The organism is Butyrivibrio sp. (assembly GCF_017635265.1).
GTDB lineage: Bacteria > Bacillota > Clostridia > Lachnospirales > Lachnospiraceae > Butyrivibrio.
Genome location: NZ_JAGBLU010000038.1, coordinates 42,851 through 58,675, shown reverse-complemented (window position 1 = coordinate 58,675; position 15,825 = coordinate 42,851). Strand labels below are relative to the sequence as shown.

General features: G+C 39.1%; 13 protein-coding genes. 2 read left to right on the top strand and 11 right to left on the bottom strand.

The window, feature by feature from the left end:
• Positions 1-36 precede the first annotated feature (36 nt).
• The 3 genes from J6O61_RS05510 to thrC all read right to left on the bottom strand — a co-directional run bounded on the left by J6O61_RS05510 (position 37) and on the right by thrC (position 3,371).
• A complete protein-coding gene (locus J6O61_RS05510; protein ID WP_292210570.1) occupies positions 37-1,410 on the bottom strand; it encodes a citrate/2-methylcitrate synthase in 1,374 nt (457 codons plus the stop codon).
• Between the two features lie 121 nt (positions 1,411-1,531).
• Positions 1,532-1,873 (bottom strand): hypothetical protein, encoded by a 342-nt coding sequence (locus J6O61_RS05505; RefSeq protein WP_292210569.1) that lies wholly within the window; start codon positions 1,871-1,873, stop codon positions 1,532-1,534.
• Positions 1,874-1,877: 4 nt separating this feature from the next.
• Positions 1,878-3,371, bottom strand: a complete 1,494-nt coding sequence (thrC, locus tag J6O61_RS05500; protein WP_292210567.1) for a threonine synthase — start codon at positions 3,369-3,371, stop codon at positions 1,878-1,880.
• A gap of 147 nt (positions 3,372-3,518) precedes the next feature.
• Here thrC and J6O61_RS05495 point away from each other — a divergent pair, with 147 nt between their 5' ends.
• On the top strand, positions 3,519-4,307 hold the full coding sequence (locus J6O61_RS05495) for a hypothetical protein (RefSeq protein ID WP_292210565.1): 789 nt from the start codon (positions 3,519-3,521) through the stop codon (positions 4,305-4,307).
• 208 nt (positions 4,308-4,515) lie between these two features.
• Positions 4,516-5,883 carry an MATE family efflux transporter gene (locus J6O61_RS05490; protein ID WP_292210562.1) on the top strand — a complete coding sequence of 456 codons (1,368 nt, stop codon included), beginning with the start codon at positions 4,516-4,518 and terminating at the stop codon, positions 5,881-5,883.
• A gap of 86 nt (positions 5,884-5,969) precedes the next feature.
• Here J6O61_RS05490 and J6O61_RS05485 read toward each other — a convergent pair whose 3' ends face one another.
• The 8 genes from J6O61_RS05485 to J6O61_RS05450 all read right to left on the bottom strand — a co-directional run bounded on the left by J6O61_RS05485 (position 5,970) and on the right by J6O61_RS05450 (position 15,677).
• The gene (locus J6O61_RS05485) at positions 5,970-7,280 is read right to left on the bottom strand and encodes an MBL fold metallo-hydrolase (protein WP_292210560.1); all 1,311 of its coding nucleotides are present in this window, start codon (positions 7,278-7,280) and stop codon (positions 5,970-5,972) included.
• 441 nt (positions 7,281-7,721) lie between these two features.
• Positions 7,722-9,044 carry an ABC transporter substrate-binding protein gene (locus J6O61_RS05480; RefSeq protein WP_292210556.1) on the bottom strand — a complete coding sequence of 441 codons (1,323 nt, stop codon included), beginning with the start codon at positions 9,042-9,044 and terminating at the stop codon, positions 7,722-7,724.
• Positions 9,045-9,152: 108 nt separating this feature from the next.
• Positions 9,153-9,992 (bottom strand): carbohydrate ABC transporter permease, encoded by an 840-nt coding sequence (locus J6O61_RS05475; protein WP_292210553.1) that lies wholly within the window; start codon positions 9,990-9,992, stop codon positions 9,153-9,155.
• A 16-nt stretch (positions 9,993-10,008) separates the two neighbouring features.
• Complete coding sequence (locus J6O61_RS05470) at positions 10,009-10,881, bottom strand: carbohydrate ABC transporter permease (protein ID WP_292210551.1); 873 nt, start codon at positions 10,879-10,881, stop codon at positions 10,009-10,011.
• 26 nt (positions 10,882-10,907) lie between these two features.
• Positions 10,908-11,951 carry an ABC transporter ATP-binding protein gene (locus J6O61_RS05465; protein WP_292210549.1) on the bottom strand — a complete coding sequence of 348 codons (1,044 nt, stop codon included), beginning with the start codon at positions 11,949-11,951 and terminating at the stop codon, positions 10,908-10,910.
• 156 nt (positions 11,952-12,107) lie between these two features.
• A complete protein-coding gene (rhaB, locus tag J6O61_RS05460; RefSeq protein ID WP_292210547.1) occupies positions 12,108-13,535 on the bottom strand; it encodes a rhamnulokinase in 1,428 nt (475 codons plus the stop codon).
• Between the two features lie 12 nt (positions 13,536-13,547).
• Positions 13,548-14,396: a rhamnulose-1-phosphate aldolase gene (gene rhaD, locus J6O61_RS05455; protein ID WP_292210545.1), complete on the bottom strand. Its 849-nt coding sequence runs from the start codon at positions 14,394-14,396 to the stop codon at positions 13,548-13,550.
• Positions 14,397-14,426: 30 nt separating this feature from the next.
• Positions 14,427-15,677, bottom strand: a complete 1,251-nt coding sequence (locus J6O61_RS05450) for an L-rhamnose isomerase (RefSeq protein WP_292210543.1) — start codon at positions 15,675-15,677, stop codon at positions 14,427-14,429.
• Positions 15,678-15,825 lie beyond the last annotated feature (148 nt).

Sequence of the window (15,825 nt, the reverse complement as noted above, 5' to 3'; positions counted from 1 at the left end):
TTTTAAGCATAAAAATAAAGAGTCGCTTGCGACTCTTTATTTTCTTTCAGACATAGGAACATAATCTTTTCGGGGTTCTATTGCCATGTAGGCAGGTCTGATTATCTTGCCGTTATTGGCAAGCTCTTCCATTCTGTGAGCGCTCCAACCGACAATTCTGGCAATGGCAAAAATTGTCGGATAAAGTTCTTCCGGAAGCTCAAGCATTCTGTATACAAAGCCTGAATAAAAGTCCACATTGGCACTTACGCCCTTGTACATCGTTCTCTCACCACTAATGATCCTTGGTGCAAGACGTTCTACCATTTCATAAAGAGCAAGCTCATCCTCTTTGCCCTTCTCAGCGGCAAGTTTTTCAACAAAGCCCTTTAGAATCATGGCTCTCGGATCGGACTTAGAATAGATAGCGTGTCCAATACCATAAATAAGCCCCGATCTGTCAAAAGCTTCTTTATTTAGTATTTTATCAAGATATGCTACTACCTCTTCTTCATCTTTCCAATCTTTAACATTTGCCTCTATATCGTCAAACATATGAACCACCTTAACATTAGCTCCGCCGTGACGAGGTCCCTTTAAAGAACCGATGGCAGCTGCAATAACAGAGTAAGTATCTGTAAGACTTGAGCTCACTACGTGTGTTGTAAAAGATGAATTGTTACCACCGCCATGCTCCATATGGAGCACCAGACAAATATCCAAAAGCTTTGCTTCAAGCTCTGTATACTTGCTGTCAGGTCTAAGGAGATAAAGGATCGTCTCTGCAGTAGAAAGTTCCTCCTTCGGCGGATGGATAATGAGGGAATTCCCCTCATGATAATGATTATAGGCATGATACCCGTAAATTGATAAAAGCGGGAACATACTGATCAGCTGAAGTGACTGCCTAAGCACATTGGGAAGTGATACATCATCAGCAAGGTCGTCGTAGGAATACAAAGTCAAAACGCTTCTTGCAAGGGTGTTCATCATATCACGGCTTGGCGCCTTCATTATGACATCTCGAACAAAGCTTGGTGGAAGGCTCTTATATATTCCCAATAGTTTTTCAAATTCAAAGAGCTCTTTTCCTGACGGAAGCTTATCAAAAAGCAGCAGATAAGTACATTCCTCAAATGCAAATCTGTTCTCTTTTACTGCTGCATTTATCAGTTCATGGACATCATATCCTCTAAAATAAATCTCGCCGTCTTTTGGAACCTCTTTTCCATCTACTACCTCCTTGGCAACAATCTCTGAAATTCGTGTAAGACCGGTAAGCACGCCTTTTCCGTTTAAATCTCGAAGGCCTCTTTTTACATCATATTTGATGAAAAGATCATTCTCGATCATGTCCGCTGTTTTCGAAAGCTTAGATAATTCAATAATCTCCGGTGTGTTTTCTGCGTAATATCCTTTTCCTAAATCCATCCGCACCTCCTCTAATAACGCAATTATATTATTTGTCTTATTCTAGTCGGATGCGGATACCGCAAAGGCAAGAAATACATGCTCAAGCGGTAACCAGCTCCTATTATATTATATAATTATTTTAATAAAATTTCTTTTTTCCTTTCTCAATGAAAAGATTACCAATGATATAAAAGGCGAGAACAATGATGTAAACAATCGCATGAAGATCTGCTCTTCCATACAGATCGCACCCTATTCCAACCATACCAAGGACAACGAGTACAAGTCCCTGCAAAAAATGTCTTGGGAAAGCATAGTTTTTAAAGCCTTCCCTATCCTTCATTTTCTTTACATTAACTGAAGGTGGCACCATTATCCCAACTTTGATAAGATCATTGGCCCTCATCTGCTCAGCGTAGTAAATAATCATCGCCCCGCCAAAAATAATCAAAATATCAAAAATATTGCTAAATGAATCCATTTTCTTACAGGCCAAGGAAATCCTTTACAGCCTTCTCCATTTCTGTTTTGTCTACTACTGTATTATGTAAAACTTCTGCTGTTCTGATGGATGTAACAGCTTCAGGTATTTCTACCTTAGATACTTCAGACAATTTATCTGCAAGTTCAAAATCATCTTTGCTGTCATCTCCCATAGAAAGAGCATTCATGACACTTCTGGTAAATTTGTAAGGGCTGGCAGTAGAAGCTATAACTGTAACTGTCTTATCTCCTGTCTCCTTTACATATTTATTATATACACAGCTTGCAACTGCCGTGTGAGTATCAATGAGATATCCTGTCTTATCAAAAAGATTTTTGATTGTTTCAAAGGTCTCTTCTTCTGTTGCATATCCGCCAAAGAAATCTACAAGTCTGTCTCTCATCTCATCAGTTATATCATATTTTCCATCCTTTGAGAGTCTGTCCATAAACTCTGCATCTTTTACTGCATCATCACCTGAAATATGATAGATAAGTCTCTCCAAATTTGATGAAATAAGAATATCCATTGAAGGCGAAGCTGTAAGTACAAAATCACGATTTCTGTCATACTCACCTGTCTTAAAGAAATCGAAAAGTACCTTATTTGAATTAGATGCACATATCAGTTTTGCAATCGGCACACCCATATTTTTAGCATAGTAAGCAGCAAGGATATTTCCAAAGTTACCTGTTGGAACCACTACATTTATGCAGTCACCATCTGCAATTCTGCCCTCTTTAAGGAGTTTTGCATATGAGTAAACATAATATACAATCTGCGGAACAAGTCGTCCAATATTGATAGAATTTGCTGAAGAAAACTGAAATCCCTTTCCATCCATCACTTTAGCAAGCTCAGGATCGGTAAATATCTTTTTTACGCCTGTCTGTGCATCGTCAAAGTTACCCTCAATACCAATAACACAAGTGTTTGCACCCTTTTGAGTTACCATCTGCTTTTCCTGAATAGGGCTTACGCCATGTTTAGGATAAAAAACAATAATCTTTGTACCGGGAACATCTGCAAATCCGGCAAGGGCTGCTTTACCTGTATCTCCACTTGTTGCTGTAAGAATAACGATCTCATTTTTGACATTATTCTTTTTGGCTGCTGTTACCATAAGATAAGGTAAAATTGATAACGCCATATCTTTAAATGCTATAGTTGAGCCATGATACAACTCAAGATAAAAAGCCCCGTCAGATTCAGATAAAGGAGCTATCTCTTCGGTATCAAATTTAGAATCATATGCATGTGAAATGCAATATTTAAGCTCTTCCTCTGAATAATCGGATAAAAACAGTTTCATTACCTCATAAGCTGTTTCCTGATAGCTTAATGCTGCGATTTCTCTAAGCGTTTTTTCAAGATGTGGAATATGATCCGGAACATATAGACCTCCATCACCCGCAAGACCTCTAAGGATTGCTTCAGACGCGTGAATATTCCCCTGCTCTCCCCTGGTACTACTGTACAAAACTTCCTTTGCCATTGCCTTCACTCCTTAATTGTTGGTAAAATAGTTATGTGATTTATAGTATAACATACTGCCAAACAGTATATCCATAGTAATTTAACACTTTGAATTAGTAAAGTAAATAGCGGGGGACTAGTTTTGAAGCAAGAAGCACACACAGGAGTGTATAAAACAGCTTTAAAAAACGGCACGATATCTTACAGAACTTCAATAGTTTACAATGGAAAACATATCTCACTTGGTTCCTATGACACTCTAAAAAAAGCCAGTGCAGTTTATGATGAGAGCTACTACATTCTTCACAGTGATAATTTTTCTATTACATCATATAAAAAGGGAATGAATATCCCCTTTGAAAAATGTGTTATACTCATAAATTTCAGGGATAAAGGCATATATATACCTACTCCTATTTATCTTGAAAAAAAATACTTTCTGTATTATTTATCCACTGACAAAATTCTTAAATTTGATATTGATGATTTATTTTACTACTCCTCTCATAAAATAATGCAAAGAGGAAGTCATTTATTTGTGGCAGATTACGGAAGTCAGCTTTCTGTCCTCCAAAGATATGGGATTAAAAGCTACGCTGTCCCCGGAAGAGACTATAGATTCGCCAATGACGATCCAAACGATCTTCGTTATGAAAACATTATTGTTTTAAACAGATACCACGGAGTAAGACAATTTGCCCATAAAGGCTTTATAAAATACAAAACCTATATTCATATAAAAAGTAATTACGTTGTGGGTGTATATGATTCCGAAGCTGAAGCTGCCATTGCCTATAATAAAGCAGCTGATATTCTGAAAAAGAACGGAGTAAATAAAAATTATCAACAAAATTACATTGAAGATTTAAGTGCTTCGCAATACGCCGATTTTTATATTAAGATAAAAATCGCGCCAAAGATATATCAGTTAAAATCCTCAAAAAAAGGCAAGTAATAAAAACTGTCACTTGGTAAAATATTATCCGCACCACAAGAAATCATAATTTTCAGCTGAGAATTCGTACATTTCAAGTAGATTTCTTTCAATTCTTTTACTATACTAAATACGCTGCCTGGGTTTTTCTTTCTTTCCCCACGGCAGCGTTTTCTCACCGGAATTTGTAGAATTTATTCCGTTTTACTTAATTTGGGAGTACATATAAATGGCTCAGACTATTTCTAAAAAGTATGCAAAAGATATGACTTCAGGCGATACCTTTAGTCTTCTGATAACCTTCATGATTCCAATGATGATAGGAAATATTTTTCAGCAGTTTTACAACATTGTAGATACTATCATCGCCGGTAAGTTTATTGATGCCAATGCCCTTGCCGCAGTTGGTTCAACCGGACATATTACCAATTTATTTTTTGCCTTGGGTAACGGACTGGCCACAGGAATCGGTATAATTGTTTCTCAGTTTTTTGGGTCCGGAGACCACAAAGGAGTGAGAAAGACTATAACCAACGCTTTTTTCATGGTAAGCGCAACTTCTCTTTTTGTAGGATTTCTTGGTGCATTTTTATCCCGCCCGGTTTTGGCTTACGGGTTGAAAACACCTGATGAGATTCTTGAAGATTCTGTAGTCTACATGTCTGTAACATGCATAGGCTTTATAGGAACAGCACTTTACAATACAATTTCTTATATTATGAGAGGGATTGGTGACTCCAAAACCCCTTTGTATTTTTTGATTATCTCAAGTTTTCTTAATATAATCATGGATCTTGTTTTTGTACTTTACTTTAATCTTGGTGTAAAAGGGCTCGCCATAGCAACTATTACAGCTCAGGCTTTATCTGCTGCTTTGTCAATAGGATATGCTCTTTTAAAAAATCCCGTCTTTAAATTTGAGAAAAAAGATTTCACATTGGACAAAGACATCATTATAAAATGCTACACTTTAGGCGGTTCAATGGCGCTTCAAAGCGGACTTATCGCACTGTCTTTCGTTATCCTGCAAAGAGTCATAAACTCCTTTGGAGCAGTTGTTATCGCAGCCTTTACTACCACCAGTAAAATTGAAAACCTTGTAAATATGCAATTTAAAGCTCTGGGAGATTCCCTGTCAACTTACTCAGGTCAGAACATAGGCGCCCAAAAGGTAGACAGAGTAAAAAAAGGCTACAAAATCGGAATGACCATGATGGGAGTATATGCACTTCTTATGATTCCTCTTATGTGGATATTCGGAGATTTCCTGATGAGAGTCTTTGTCAATGAACCTGAAGTAATAGCCTTTGGAAAAACAGCCATGAGGATTCTTTCAAGTTTCTATCTTCCGCTTGGGACTATATATGTTTGCCGCGGAATACTTAACGGTACAGGGGATGCCAAATTCCCACTTATTTCAGGAATATCTGAAATGGTCGGACGAATTGTTTTCCCTGCTTTGTTTTGCTCCCTTCCATTTCTTGGAGCCTGGGGACTATGGGTTGCTACAGGTGTTACATGGACTATTGTTGGTGTAACTGCATTCATACGTTACAGACAAAGAGCTCAAAAATCATGGCGTAAGGAAACAAATTAGTTCCTTACGCCATCTTTCCGGAGCATGTAGGGAGCACTACTCCCAAAACAGCCAGCTGGAAGTTTTTGATAATAACTCCAAAATTGTCAGAATTCTATCGTGTCTCCTTCATTTGGAAGTATAATCTGTCCTACACTCGCTGACTTAAACTGTTCAGGTCTGAAGCTGTGGAGTGGTATCAATGTCTTTGGTGCAATCTCATCTACAGTTTTTCTAAGGTAATAAGGCTCCGCATGTCCACCAAGACCACACTTTATACTTTTTAGTCCAAGAACAGATAAAAGATCATAGAATTTTTTAAATGAAGGATCGTAATCTCCAAGTGGTGCTCCATCCATATGCAGATATAAAGAAATGCACTCTTTAAGCTCAAAAAGTTCATATACGTTCTTATAATCCTGCTGAAGAATATATTTTTTAGGTGATTCCTTTATTTCTTTTCTGGTAACAACCTTTTTCCCCTTTAATAAAGGTGCTTTAAGCTCGCCGCCTTCAGGAAGATATACTTCAAAATAATCTTCAGGATAAAACGCAGCTACATAGTCTCCCTGCTCCGGTTCAAGAGCAAGAGTCCTACCGCGGTCTTTAAGCTCTGTGATCATGTGATGCACTCTTTCCACGTTGCGGTTGTAATTATTGATTACAATAAGTCCCTCTTCCTCGGCAGCATGCATCTTCATGTCCTCAAGTAATGTCCATTCACTTGTTTCCCTTACAGATCCCTCAAGAGAAAGCATATCTACATCACCAAAGCTTATGGTAACACCTTCGGTTATCATGTAATCAGCGCCTTTGCATTTCCTTGCAAATTCCCTGCTTATTTCAGGGTGATATCCATGATACCTGTAATCACCTGTATAGCACAGAGTTCCGTCCTCGGTTTCAATCAAAAATCCACATGCGCCTTTTACGTCATGGTCAACCTGAATGCATGTAACCTTAATGTCTCCAACTGTTACAGAGGCATCATAATCTATAGGAAGTACATTCTCATGTTCCCTGAGTTCAAGTTCTCCCATAACACCAAGTTCATGGTAAAGTATCTTTGATTCTCTGCTCATATAAACAGGAAGATTATTGGCAAGGCTCCCCAATCCGCCCATATGATCAATGTGCATATGAGATATTATTACAAAGACTTCCCTTTCTGTCTCCCCATAAGCTTTGAGTCCCAGTTCATGAGCATCTTTTTCTTCATATATTCCGTCAACTCTGTCAAGTACCCCAAGGTTTACCAGATCAGTAGTTTCCTTTCCGGGTCTGACTTTAACCTTGTCATCTATTCTGTCCGCATGAGCATAACCAAAATCAAAGATACAAATTGCCTTTTTGGTCTCAACAGCAACAACAGTACCGCCTATCTCACGTAATCCGCTATAAAACTTAAGTTTCGTCATACCACTTACTCCTTACCCTTTATACATGGCGCTTATACTCCACGAAGGCGCTCTCTAAAGAAAGCCTTTCTTACCCGGTGGAAGCAATTCCATCAGATAAGAAAAGCCTCCTACTACAAAGTAGAAGGCCTTGTTGATCATGTAATCATCTGCAATTTATTTCCAGGCAATCCCATTAATGATATGCGCCTTGGCTATCGCCAAGGCTACAAGAATTCGTAAATCGATATGCTCACTTTCGTTCGCATATCTTTTTTACTCATTCTGCAGGCAATCCCATTAATGATATGCGCCTTGGCTAACGCCAAGGCTACAAGAATTCGTAAATCGATATGCTCGCTCCGCTCGCATATCTTTTTTACTCATTCTTGTTATGGTCATGAAGTCACTAAGCGAAAAGCAAACAAGTTTGCCTCGCTTGTGACTTATGACCAAATATCATTAATACTGTGCGTTGATTGTGCTAAGGATTGTGTCAAACCATGTCTGTGCATCGGCCTTATCAAGAACAAGCTGCTCAAATGCAGGAGAAACACTGTTTCTGATATCGTTTGATGCATCAAATGTAGGTGAATAGAAGAAGTCCTTAGACTGCTCATAACAAGCTGCAGCACAGATATTTTCTTCCATGTAAGCCTTGTACTCAGCTGTCTCGTAAGCTGACTGTCTTACAGGAAGGTATCCTGTTGAAACAGCCCACTTTGATGTTGACTCTGTGCTTGTAAGGAACTTGAGGTATTCCCAAGCTGCAAGCTGCTTGTTTGTATCCTGTGAGAACATAACAATGTTTGTTCCTGCCATGTTTGCAGCATTTACTTTGTTTCCAGGAAGTGGAGCAACTCCAAGTTCCCAGCCTTCAGCTGTAATGTAAGAAACACCTGCTGAAGATCCAACGTAGCTGGCAATGTTCTGGTTGCTGATTACATTTGAAAAATATCCGTCCTCACCAACAAGACGAGCGTAGCCGTTGCTGTAAAGGTTTGAAAGGTACTCAAATGCCTCACGTCCACCGTCTGTATCGAATAAAGCGCCTGTCTCATCTACAAAGCTCTCACCATTCTGCTTAAGAGTAGCTTCGATTGCACCTGTGCTGTCATCATATCCGATGAAAGCAATTCCCTTTGCATCGCTTACAATCTTGGCGTCTGCTTCTACATCAGCCCATGTCTTAGGAGCTTCGATTCCAAGTTCATCGAAAAGAGTCTTGTTGTAGAAAAGAACATATGTTGACTTGTTGAAAGGTACTGCATGTACGAATCCGAATTCTGAGCACTCGCCACGATATGCTTCTACTATGTCATCCCAGTTATCGAAATCATTTGCTACAAAATCATCAAGGTGAACAATCTTATCAAGGTATGGTGTAAGCCAGTTGTTATATGCCTGTGTAAGATCCGGAAGTGCATCTGCTGCAGCACTTGCCTGAAGCTTTGTCTGAAGATCACTTGCATATCCCTGATTTACCAATGTTACTGTGATGCCATACTCATTTGTAGAGTTGAACTCATCTGTAAGAGCTGTAAGAGTCTCTTCCAGATTACCTGTCATGTAATGCCAAAATGTGATCTCTGTAGGCTCAATTGTCTTCTCGCCGGCTGTTTCACCAGCGGCTGTAGAAGCATCAGCAGCTACCTCTGTAGTCTCTGAAGCCTGTGCATCTGCTGAAGTTTCAGCTGTCTGGTTGCTGCTCTGTCCGCAGCCAGCAAGCATTGAAGCTGCCATGATAGTAGCAAGAATACTTGCACCTAACTTTTTCATTTTCATTAGAAAATTCTCCCTTCTTTGCCCATACGGGCGCTTAAAAATATATGTAACATTCTGAATCCTGACTCAGAATGTTATCATCAACGGCTTTTGCCAGGTTGACCGGTTTTATCCCTTAAGTCCGCTTCGAGTTACGCCCTCGATAATGTACTTTCTAAGGAACAGGTAAATAATAATAATAGGCATTACCAAAATACATGACGCTGCCATAATAAGCTCTGTAGATGATCCTGCTTCAGTCTGGAAACGAACAAGACCATTGGAAAGGACTCTCATTTCCTGTGAGTTAGTTACAAGCAGTGGCCATAAAAATGCATTCCATGAACTGATGATATTAAGGATGGCAATAGAGAAAATCGCCTGTTTGTTCATAGGAACCATAATCTTTATCATGTATTTGAAATCTGAACACTTATCAACCTTTGCTGCAAGATAAAGTGATTCAGGTACCTGCATAAAGAATCTTGTAAGCAGATAAATATAGAAAGCACTTGAAATCCAAGGCACTATCATCGCTCTGTATGAATCAATCCATTTAAGTTTAATGATTGTTTCGTAGTTTGTGATAATAAGCATTTCACCGGGAATCATAAGTGTAGCCAAAAACAGTGAAAATACTGTTTTCTTTCCCGGAAAATTAAGTCTTGAAAATGCAAATGCAGAAAGAACTGTTGTCACAAGTACTCCCGCAGTTGTGCAGATTGTAACGATAATTGTATTTACAAGGTATCTGGCAAATGGTGCTGCTTCCCAGGCAGATTTATAGTTAAGCCACTGCGGTACCTCAGGGAAAAGAGCCGGTGGAACCTGAACAAGTTCAGCAGGTGTCTTAAGTGATGATGAAATCATCCATACGAATGGAAGAATTGTAAAAACCGAGCCGGCAATCAGGATTACATACTTAAGAACTTCAGCTATTATATTTGCTATTTTTCTATTACTCTTCATGGCGTCCTCCTTAAAATTATTTCTTACGTCCACCGGTTACTTTGAGCTGGATCTGCGTAAGTGCAAGTATTATCAGGAACAATACAACACTACCTGCGGCAGCAACGCCATATTTATAGCTGTTGTAAAACTTATCGTAAATGTAGTAAACAATTGTCATCGCACTGTTCGCAGGACCTGCTTTTCCCTGGAAGAGTGAAAATACTTCATTGTAAACTTTAAATGCACCAATCATTCCAATAACACTTGAATAAACGATCATAGGCGCAAGTGAAGGAACTGTAATTCTGGTAAATACACGAAGACGTGGTGTTGAATCTATTCTGGCTGCCCTGTAGAGATCTTCCGGAATTGTCTGAAGCCCCGCAAGGAATATCAGAATGTTAAATGCCATGCTCTTCCAAATAGCAAAGATTATAAGGGCAGGCATCGCATATTCGGGAAGATTGAGCCATTGGATAGGTTCAACTCCAAAAATGCTAAGTACATAATTGATAAGACCGTAGTTACTGTTAAACATCCATCTCCATACAATACCTATGGCAATAACGCTTGTAACATACGGAAGGAAATAGATAGTCTGAAATAATGCCTTAAGCTTTTTACAGCTGTTAATAAGAACTGCAAAAAGAAGTGATAAAATAATTGAAGCAGGCACTACGCATACAACATAAATTGCTGTATTTATAAGTGACTTGCCAAAATCAGGATCTGAAAACAGAGCCTTGTAATTTTCAAAGCCAATTGAATTATAGCTGTCATTAATAATACTGTAATCGCCCAAAAAGCTCATGATGATTGCTCTTACCAATGGATATAAAGTAAAGCAAACCATAATGATTATTGACGGAAGGAGATAGAGATACCCCTTAAAACTCTTTTTGTCCATGATATTGATATTCTCCCTTCTCCAAATCAGAATCTGCCAATAAGTACTTCTTTATCGTCAAATACAAGGATATGCTCATCACGAACAGATACACCGAGTTTATCACCAACACCGATCTGCATATATGAATGCACCAATACTCTTACATCTGTGCTTCCAAGCTTTGTAAAAAGAAGAAGATCACGACCTGTCATACGAATGTTGCTGACTTCAAGCGCCGCTCCGTTTTCATCTACATAGAATGATTCAGGTCTGATGCCTGCTTTGTAATGCCCATCAGCTAAAGATGCACCTTTTCTGAGAATATTTCCGTCTGCTGAAATTACTCCACCCTTAACATCAATCTCTATATTGTTGATCTCAGGCATACCAAGGAAATTAGCAACAAAAGTATTAGCAGGATTTAAATACATTGTCTGAGGAACTTCGTACTGCTGAAGGACTCCTTCCTTCATAACGGCAATACGGTCTGAAATACTCATAGCCTCTTCCTGATCATGTGTAACGAAAATTGTTGTTATCTTAACTTCCTGCTGAATACGTCTGATTTCTTCTCTGGTAGCAACACGAAGTTTAGCGTCAAGATTGGATAAAGGCTCATCCAAAAGCAGAACCTGTGGTTTCTTAACAAGAGCTCTTGCAATAGCAACTCTCTGCTGCTGTCCACCTGAAAGCTCACTTGGACGTCTCTTCATATACTGTTCAATTTTAACAACCTTGGCAATCTCAAAAGCCTCTTCGCGGGCCTGAGCTTTTTTCATGCCTCTGTTTATTAAAGGAAATGTGATATTATCCTCTACTGTCATATGCGGATACAATGCATAGTTCTGGAACACCAGACCAATTTCACGATCCTCCGGAGGAATTGATGTAACATCCTTATCACCAAAATATATTTTTCCTTCTGTTGGAGTTGTAAGTCCGGAGAGCATGAAAAGAGTTGTTGACTTACCGCAGCCTGATGGTCCTAAAAGACCTACGAGTTCACCGTCATTAATGCTTAAATTCATGTGATCTACAGCATTAAGGTTGCCATATGTTTTTGTTAAGTTTTCAATTCTAATATCCATTTCTACCTACCCTAATTAAACTAAATTTACAGTGCAGCCTTTCATTATACATTAAAACCTATAAAAATAAAAACTTTATTAATAAAAAATTAAAAAAATATTTAGTGGCAAATTTAAAGCCCATCATAAAAGCTGATGGGCTTTGAAAAAAATTGATCATTGATATTTAGTTACGCCAAAGGACTGATATACACACTTCCTAAACTCTGAAAGGCTTGTAAATACACCATCTGAAAGCATCTGTGCACCAATGTTACCTATAGCAGTGGCTTCTCCGGGGCCGGCATTAACCTTTCGCCCTGTTTCTGCAGCTGTAAGTTCATTGAGATAAACTGCATTGGATCCACCTCCGACTATATTTACAGATTCAAATTTCTTACCTGTTATTTTTTCTATCTCTTCAGTAGTCTCTTTATAGCAAACAGCAAGGCTTCTGTAAATTACTCTTGCTATCTCCCATGGAGTCTGCGGAACCTGCATATTGGCTTCTTTGCAGGCGTTTTGTATCTCGCCTGTCATGGAAGCGGGATTTAAAAACCTGTTATCATTGGCCTGAACAAGTGATGATATCTTTTCATTTTTTGCTCTGTCACAAAGATTTGCAAAAGAGTAATCATCATCCGGCTGCTTTCCCGGATACTCGAATCCTGCTTCGAACTCTTTTTTCACAGACTGTATCATCCAAAGACCCATGATGTTTTTGAGGAATCTGTACCTTTTTTCATAGCCACCCTCATTGGTAAAGTTGGCTTCTTTGGCTTCTTTTGAACAATTCGCCTTGGAAAGTTCGCATCCCATAAGAGACCATGTTCCGGATGAAATATAAAGAGTATTCTCTTCTGTGCAGGGAACGCTCATTACTGCGGATCCTGTGTCATGAGTCGCAGGAAGTACTACTTTAAGGTCATAGCCCACCTTTTCTGCAATATCTTTTTTCAGAGGTCCTACAACTGTTCCGGGCATTGAGAGTTCTCCAAAAAGCTCATCGGGAAATCCAAGCTTTTTTATCAGGTCATGATCCCAATCACCGGTGGTCGCATCAAGAAGCTGGGTTGTTGATGCATTGGTATATTCCTGTTTTCTTACGCCTGTCAAAAGGAAATGGAAATAATCAGGAACCATCAGAAGTGTTCTTGCTTCTTTTAATTTTTCCGGCTCTTTGGTCTTAATAGCCATCAGCTGGTAGATAGTGTTGAAAATCGCTTTCTGAATTCCTGTTCGTTCATAGAGCTCATCTTCTGAAATGATCTTGTATACTTCCTCATCCATTCCGGATGTCCTGTCATCACGGTAAGCTACAAGGTCTCCGATTCTTTTGTCATCTTTATCCAAAAGACAAAAATCCACACCCCAGGTATCGATTCCCATAGTTGCAGGAATCTTTCCGATTTCTTTACACTTCTTCATTCCCTCCAGAATGTCTTCAAACAATTTCTCCGCATTCCAGACTTTATGACCATTTTTATCTTCCATTCCATTGTAAAAACGGTACACCTCTTCAAGTACTATCCTGCCGTTTTCCATGTGCGCCAGAATATGCCTTCCGGATGACGCTCCGATATCAACTGCTAAATAGTATTTCATAGTAAGTCTCCATTAAACTTCGCCGATTATATTGCTCTTTTTAGTATAAAGACATTCTTCATTAACCTTGATTCCAAAGGGTTCATTTAATGCTCTGAAATCATCAGGTTCAATTGTCTGTCTCTTTTTATCTGTCATGGACATAACTTTAACAAGAACCTCTGCAGCCTTTTCAACTGTGTGCATAAGTCCAAAGGCAATGTCAAAATCTGTTCCGCAGGCAAACATTCCATGATGAGCCCAGATAGCAACATCCTGCTTTTTCATGATCTCAGAAGTTGCAACGGCAATCTCTTTTCCGCCCGGAACCATCCACGGCACAACACCGATTCCATCAGGGAATACTACCGGACATTCGGTTGCCATTTCCCAGATTTCTCTTGTAAATACTTTTCCATCGAGAGGAAGTACATATGTAAGTGCAATCGTATTTGCAGGATGGCAATGGTATACCACTCTGATTTCAGGATTTCTTTTCTTGCATACTTCCAGATTCATAAGATGTGAAGGAAGCTCTGATGTAGGTCTTCCGCCTTCCACAAGTCCCCACAGGATTTTGTAATTCTCACCCTTATCGTCAACCTTGATAATGCAAACATTAGCTGCAGGATCAATCTCAACATTTCTGAAATACTTGCCTGATCCTGTAACCATGAAGTACTCACCTGCAAGATCCTTTACTGTTGTTCCGATAGGCTTCCACTCTGAAGACTCATCGAGTTCTTCCTTTACAGATTCAATTTCTTCATCCTTGATTCTGTAGCTTAAATTACCGCCGTTTCTCTCATGCCATCCCTGATAAAAACCGTCTACGCACATGCGGCAGAATCCTTTGGCAAATTTAGCATCCAATACTTTCATTTCTAAAATCTCCTTAATTCAAATATTTACTTATGCTCTCTTAGAAAGAACATTTTTCTCATATTCCATGCAGTCTTCAAACCAGTCTTCTTCAAGAGCCACACCGTTTTTCTCGCAGTAATAATTCCATACATCGCCAACAGGAAGCATCTTGATCTGCTCTGTAAGAGACATAAGTTCTGTGAAGTTTCCGGCATTTTGAAGTTCTGTAAACTTCTCCGTTGGCTGAAGTTCAGCATATAAAAGTGCCTTCAGGAAGTTTCTCATACCATTTGTCCATGCAGAAATACGGTTAATGCTTGCATCAAAATAGTCCATTCCGATGTAGAATCTGTCAGCACCGTTTCTTACGATTTCCTGAGCAAGATCTCTTGCATCATCATTGAAGATAACTACATGATCTGAATCCCAGCGAACAGGACGTGATACGTGAAGAGCCATCTTATCATAGAAAAGAAGCATTGAGCTGAGCTTATCCGCTACATTTTCTGTCGGATGGAAATGTCCTGTATCAATAAGGCACATTACATTATTTTTGGCAGCATAATTCATATAGAATTCATGGCTTCCAACTGTATAGGACTCTGCGCCAATTCCAAACACCTTTGACTCAACGGCAACAGCGACCTTATTCTTGTCATATGGTGTTGCAAGGATTTCATCAAGAGATGCTTTAAGTCTTTCTCTTGGAGCTTTTCTGTCTCCCGGAACATCCTTAAGTCCGTCGGGAATCCAGATGTTCATCATACATACCTGACCGGTTTCAGAAGCAAGATACTCTGAAATCTTAAGGCAGGCCTGACCGTGTCTTATCCAGAATTTTCTTACGTCCTCATCTGCAGCTGAAAGTGTTCCGTTGTCAGACTTTGGATGACTGAAATATGTTGGGTTAAAGTCAATTCCAAGTCCTCTTTCTTTTGCAAATTCAGCCCATTTTTTGAAATGCTTTGGTTCAAGAGCATCTCTGTCAGCCCACTCTCCGTCTTCAAAAATTGCATAAGAAGCATGAAGATTAATCTTGTGCTTACCGGGAACAAGGCTTAATGTCTTGTCTATATCAGCCATAAGTTCCTCAGGTGTTGTTGCCTTGTAAGGATAGTTACCTGTTGTCTGGATTCCTCCTGTAAGAGGTCCCTTCTGATCAAAACCGATAACATCATCTCCCTGCCAGCAGTGCATTGAAAGCTTTATCTTTGATAGCTCATCAATTGCTTTTTCTGTATCCACGCCAATTTTTGAATAGCGCATTTTTGCTTCTTCATATCTTTCTTTTACTGTCATTTCCCCTTCTCCTTTTTGCTCTTTTAAAAGTGCTGTTTCGATATTGAATTTATTGTTTCAATACCGCTTTAGCACAACATTTACACTAATATTACGATACACGTAATCCATTTTAAAAATAAGGTCGTCATAAAACAAAAAATACGTC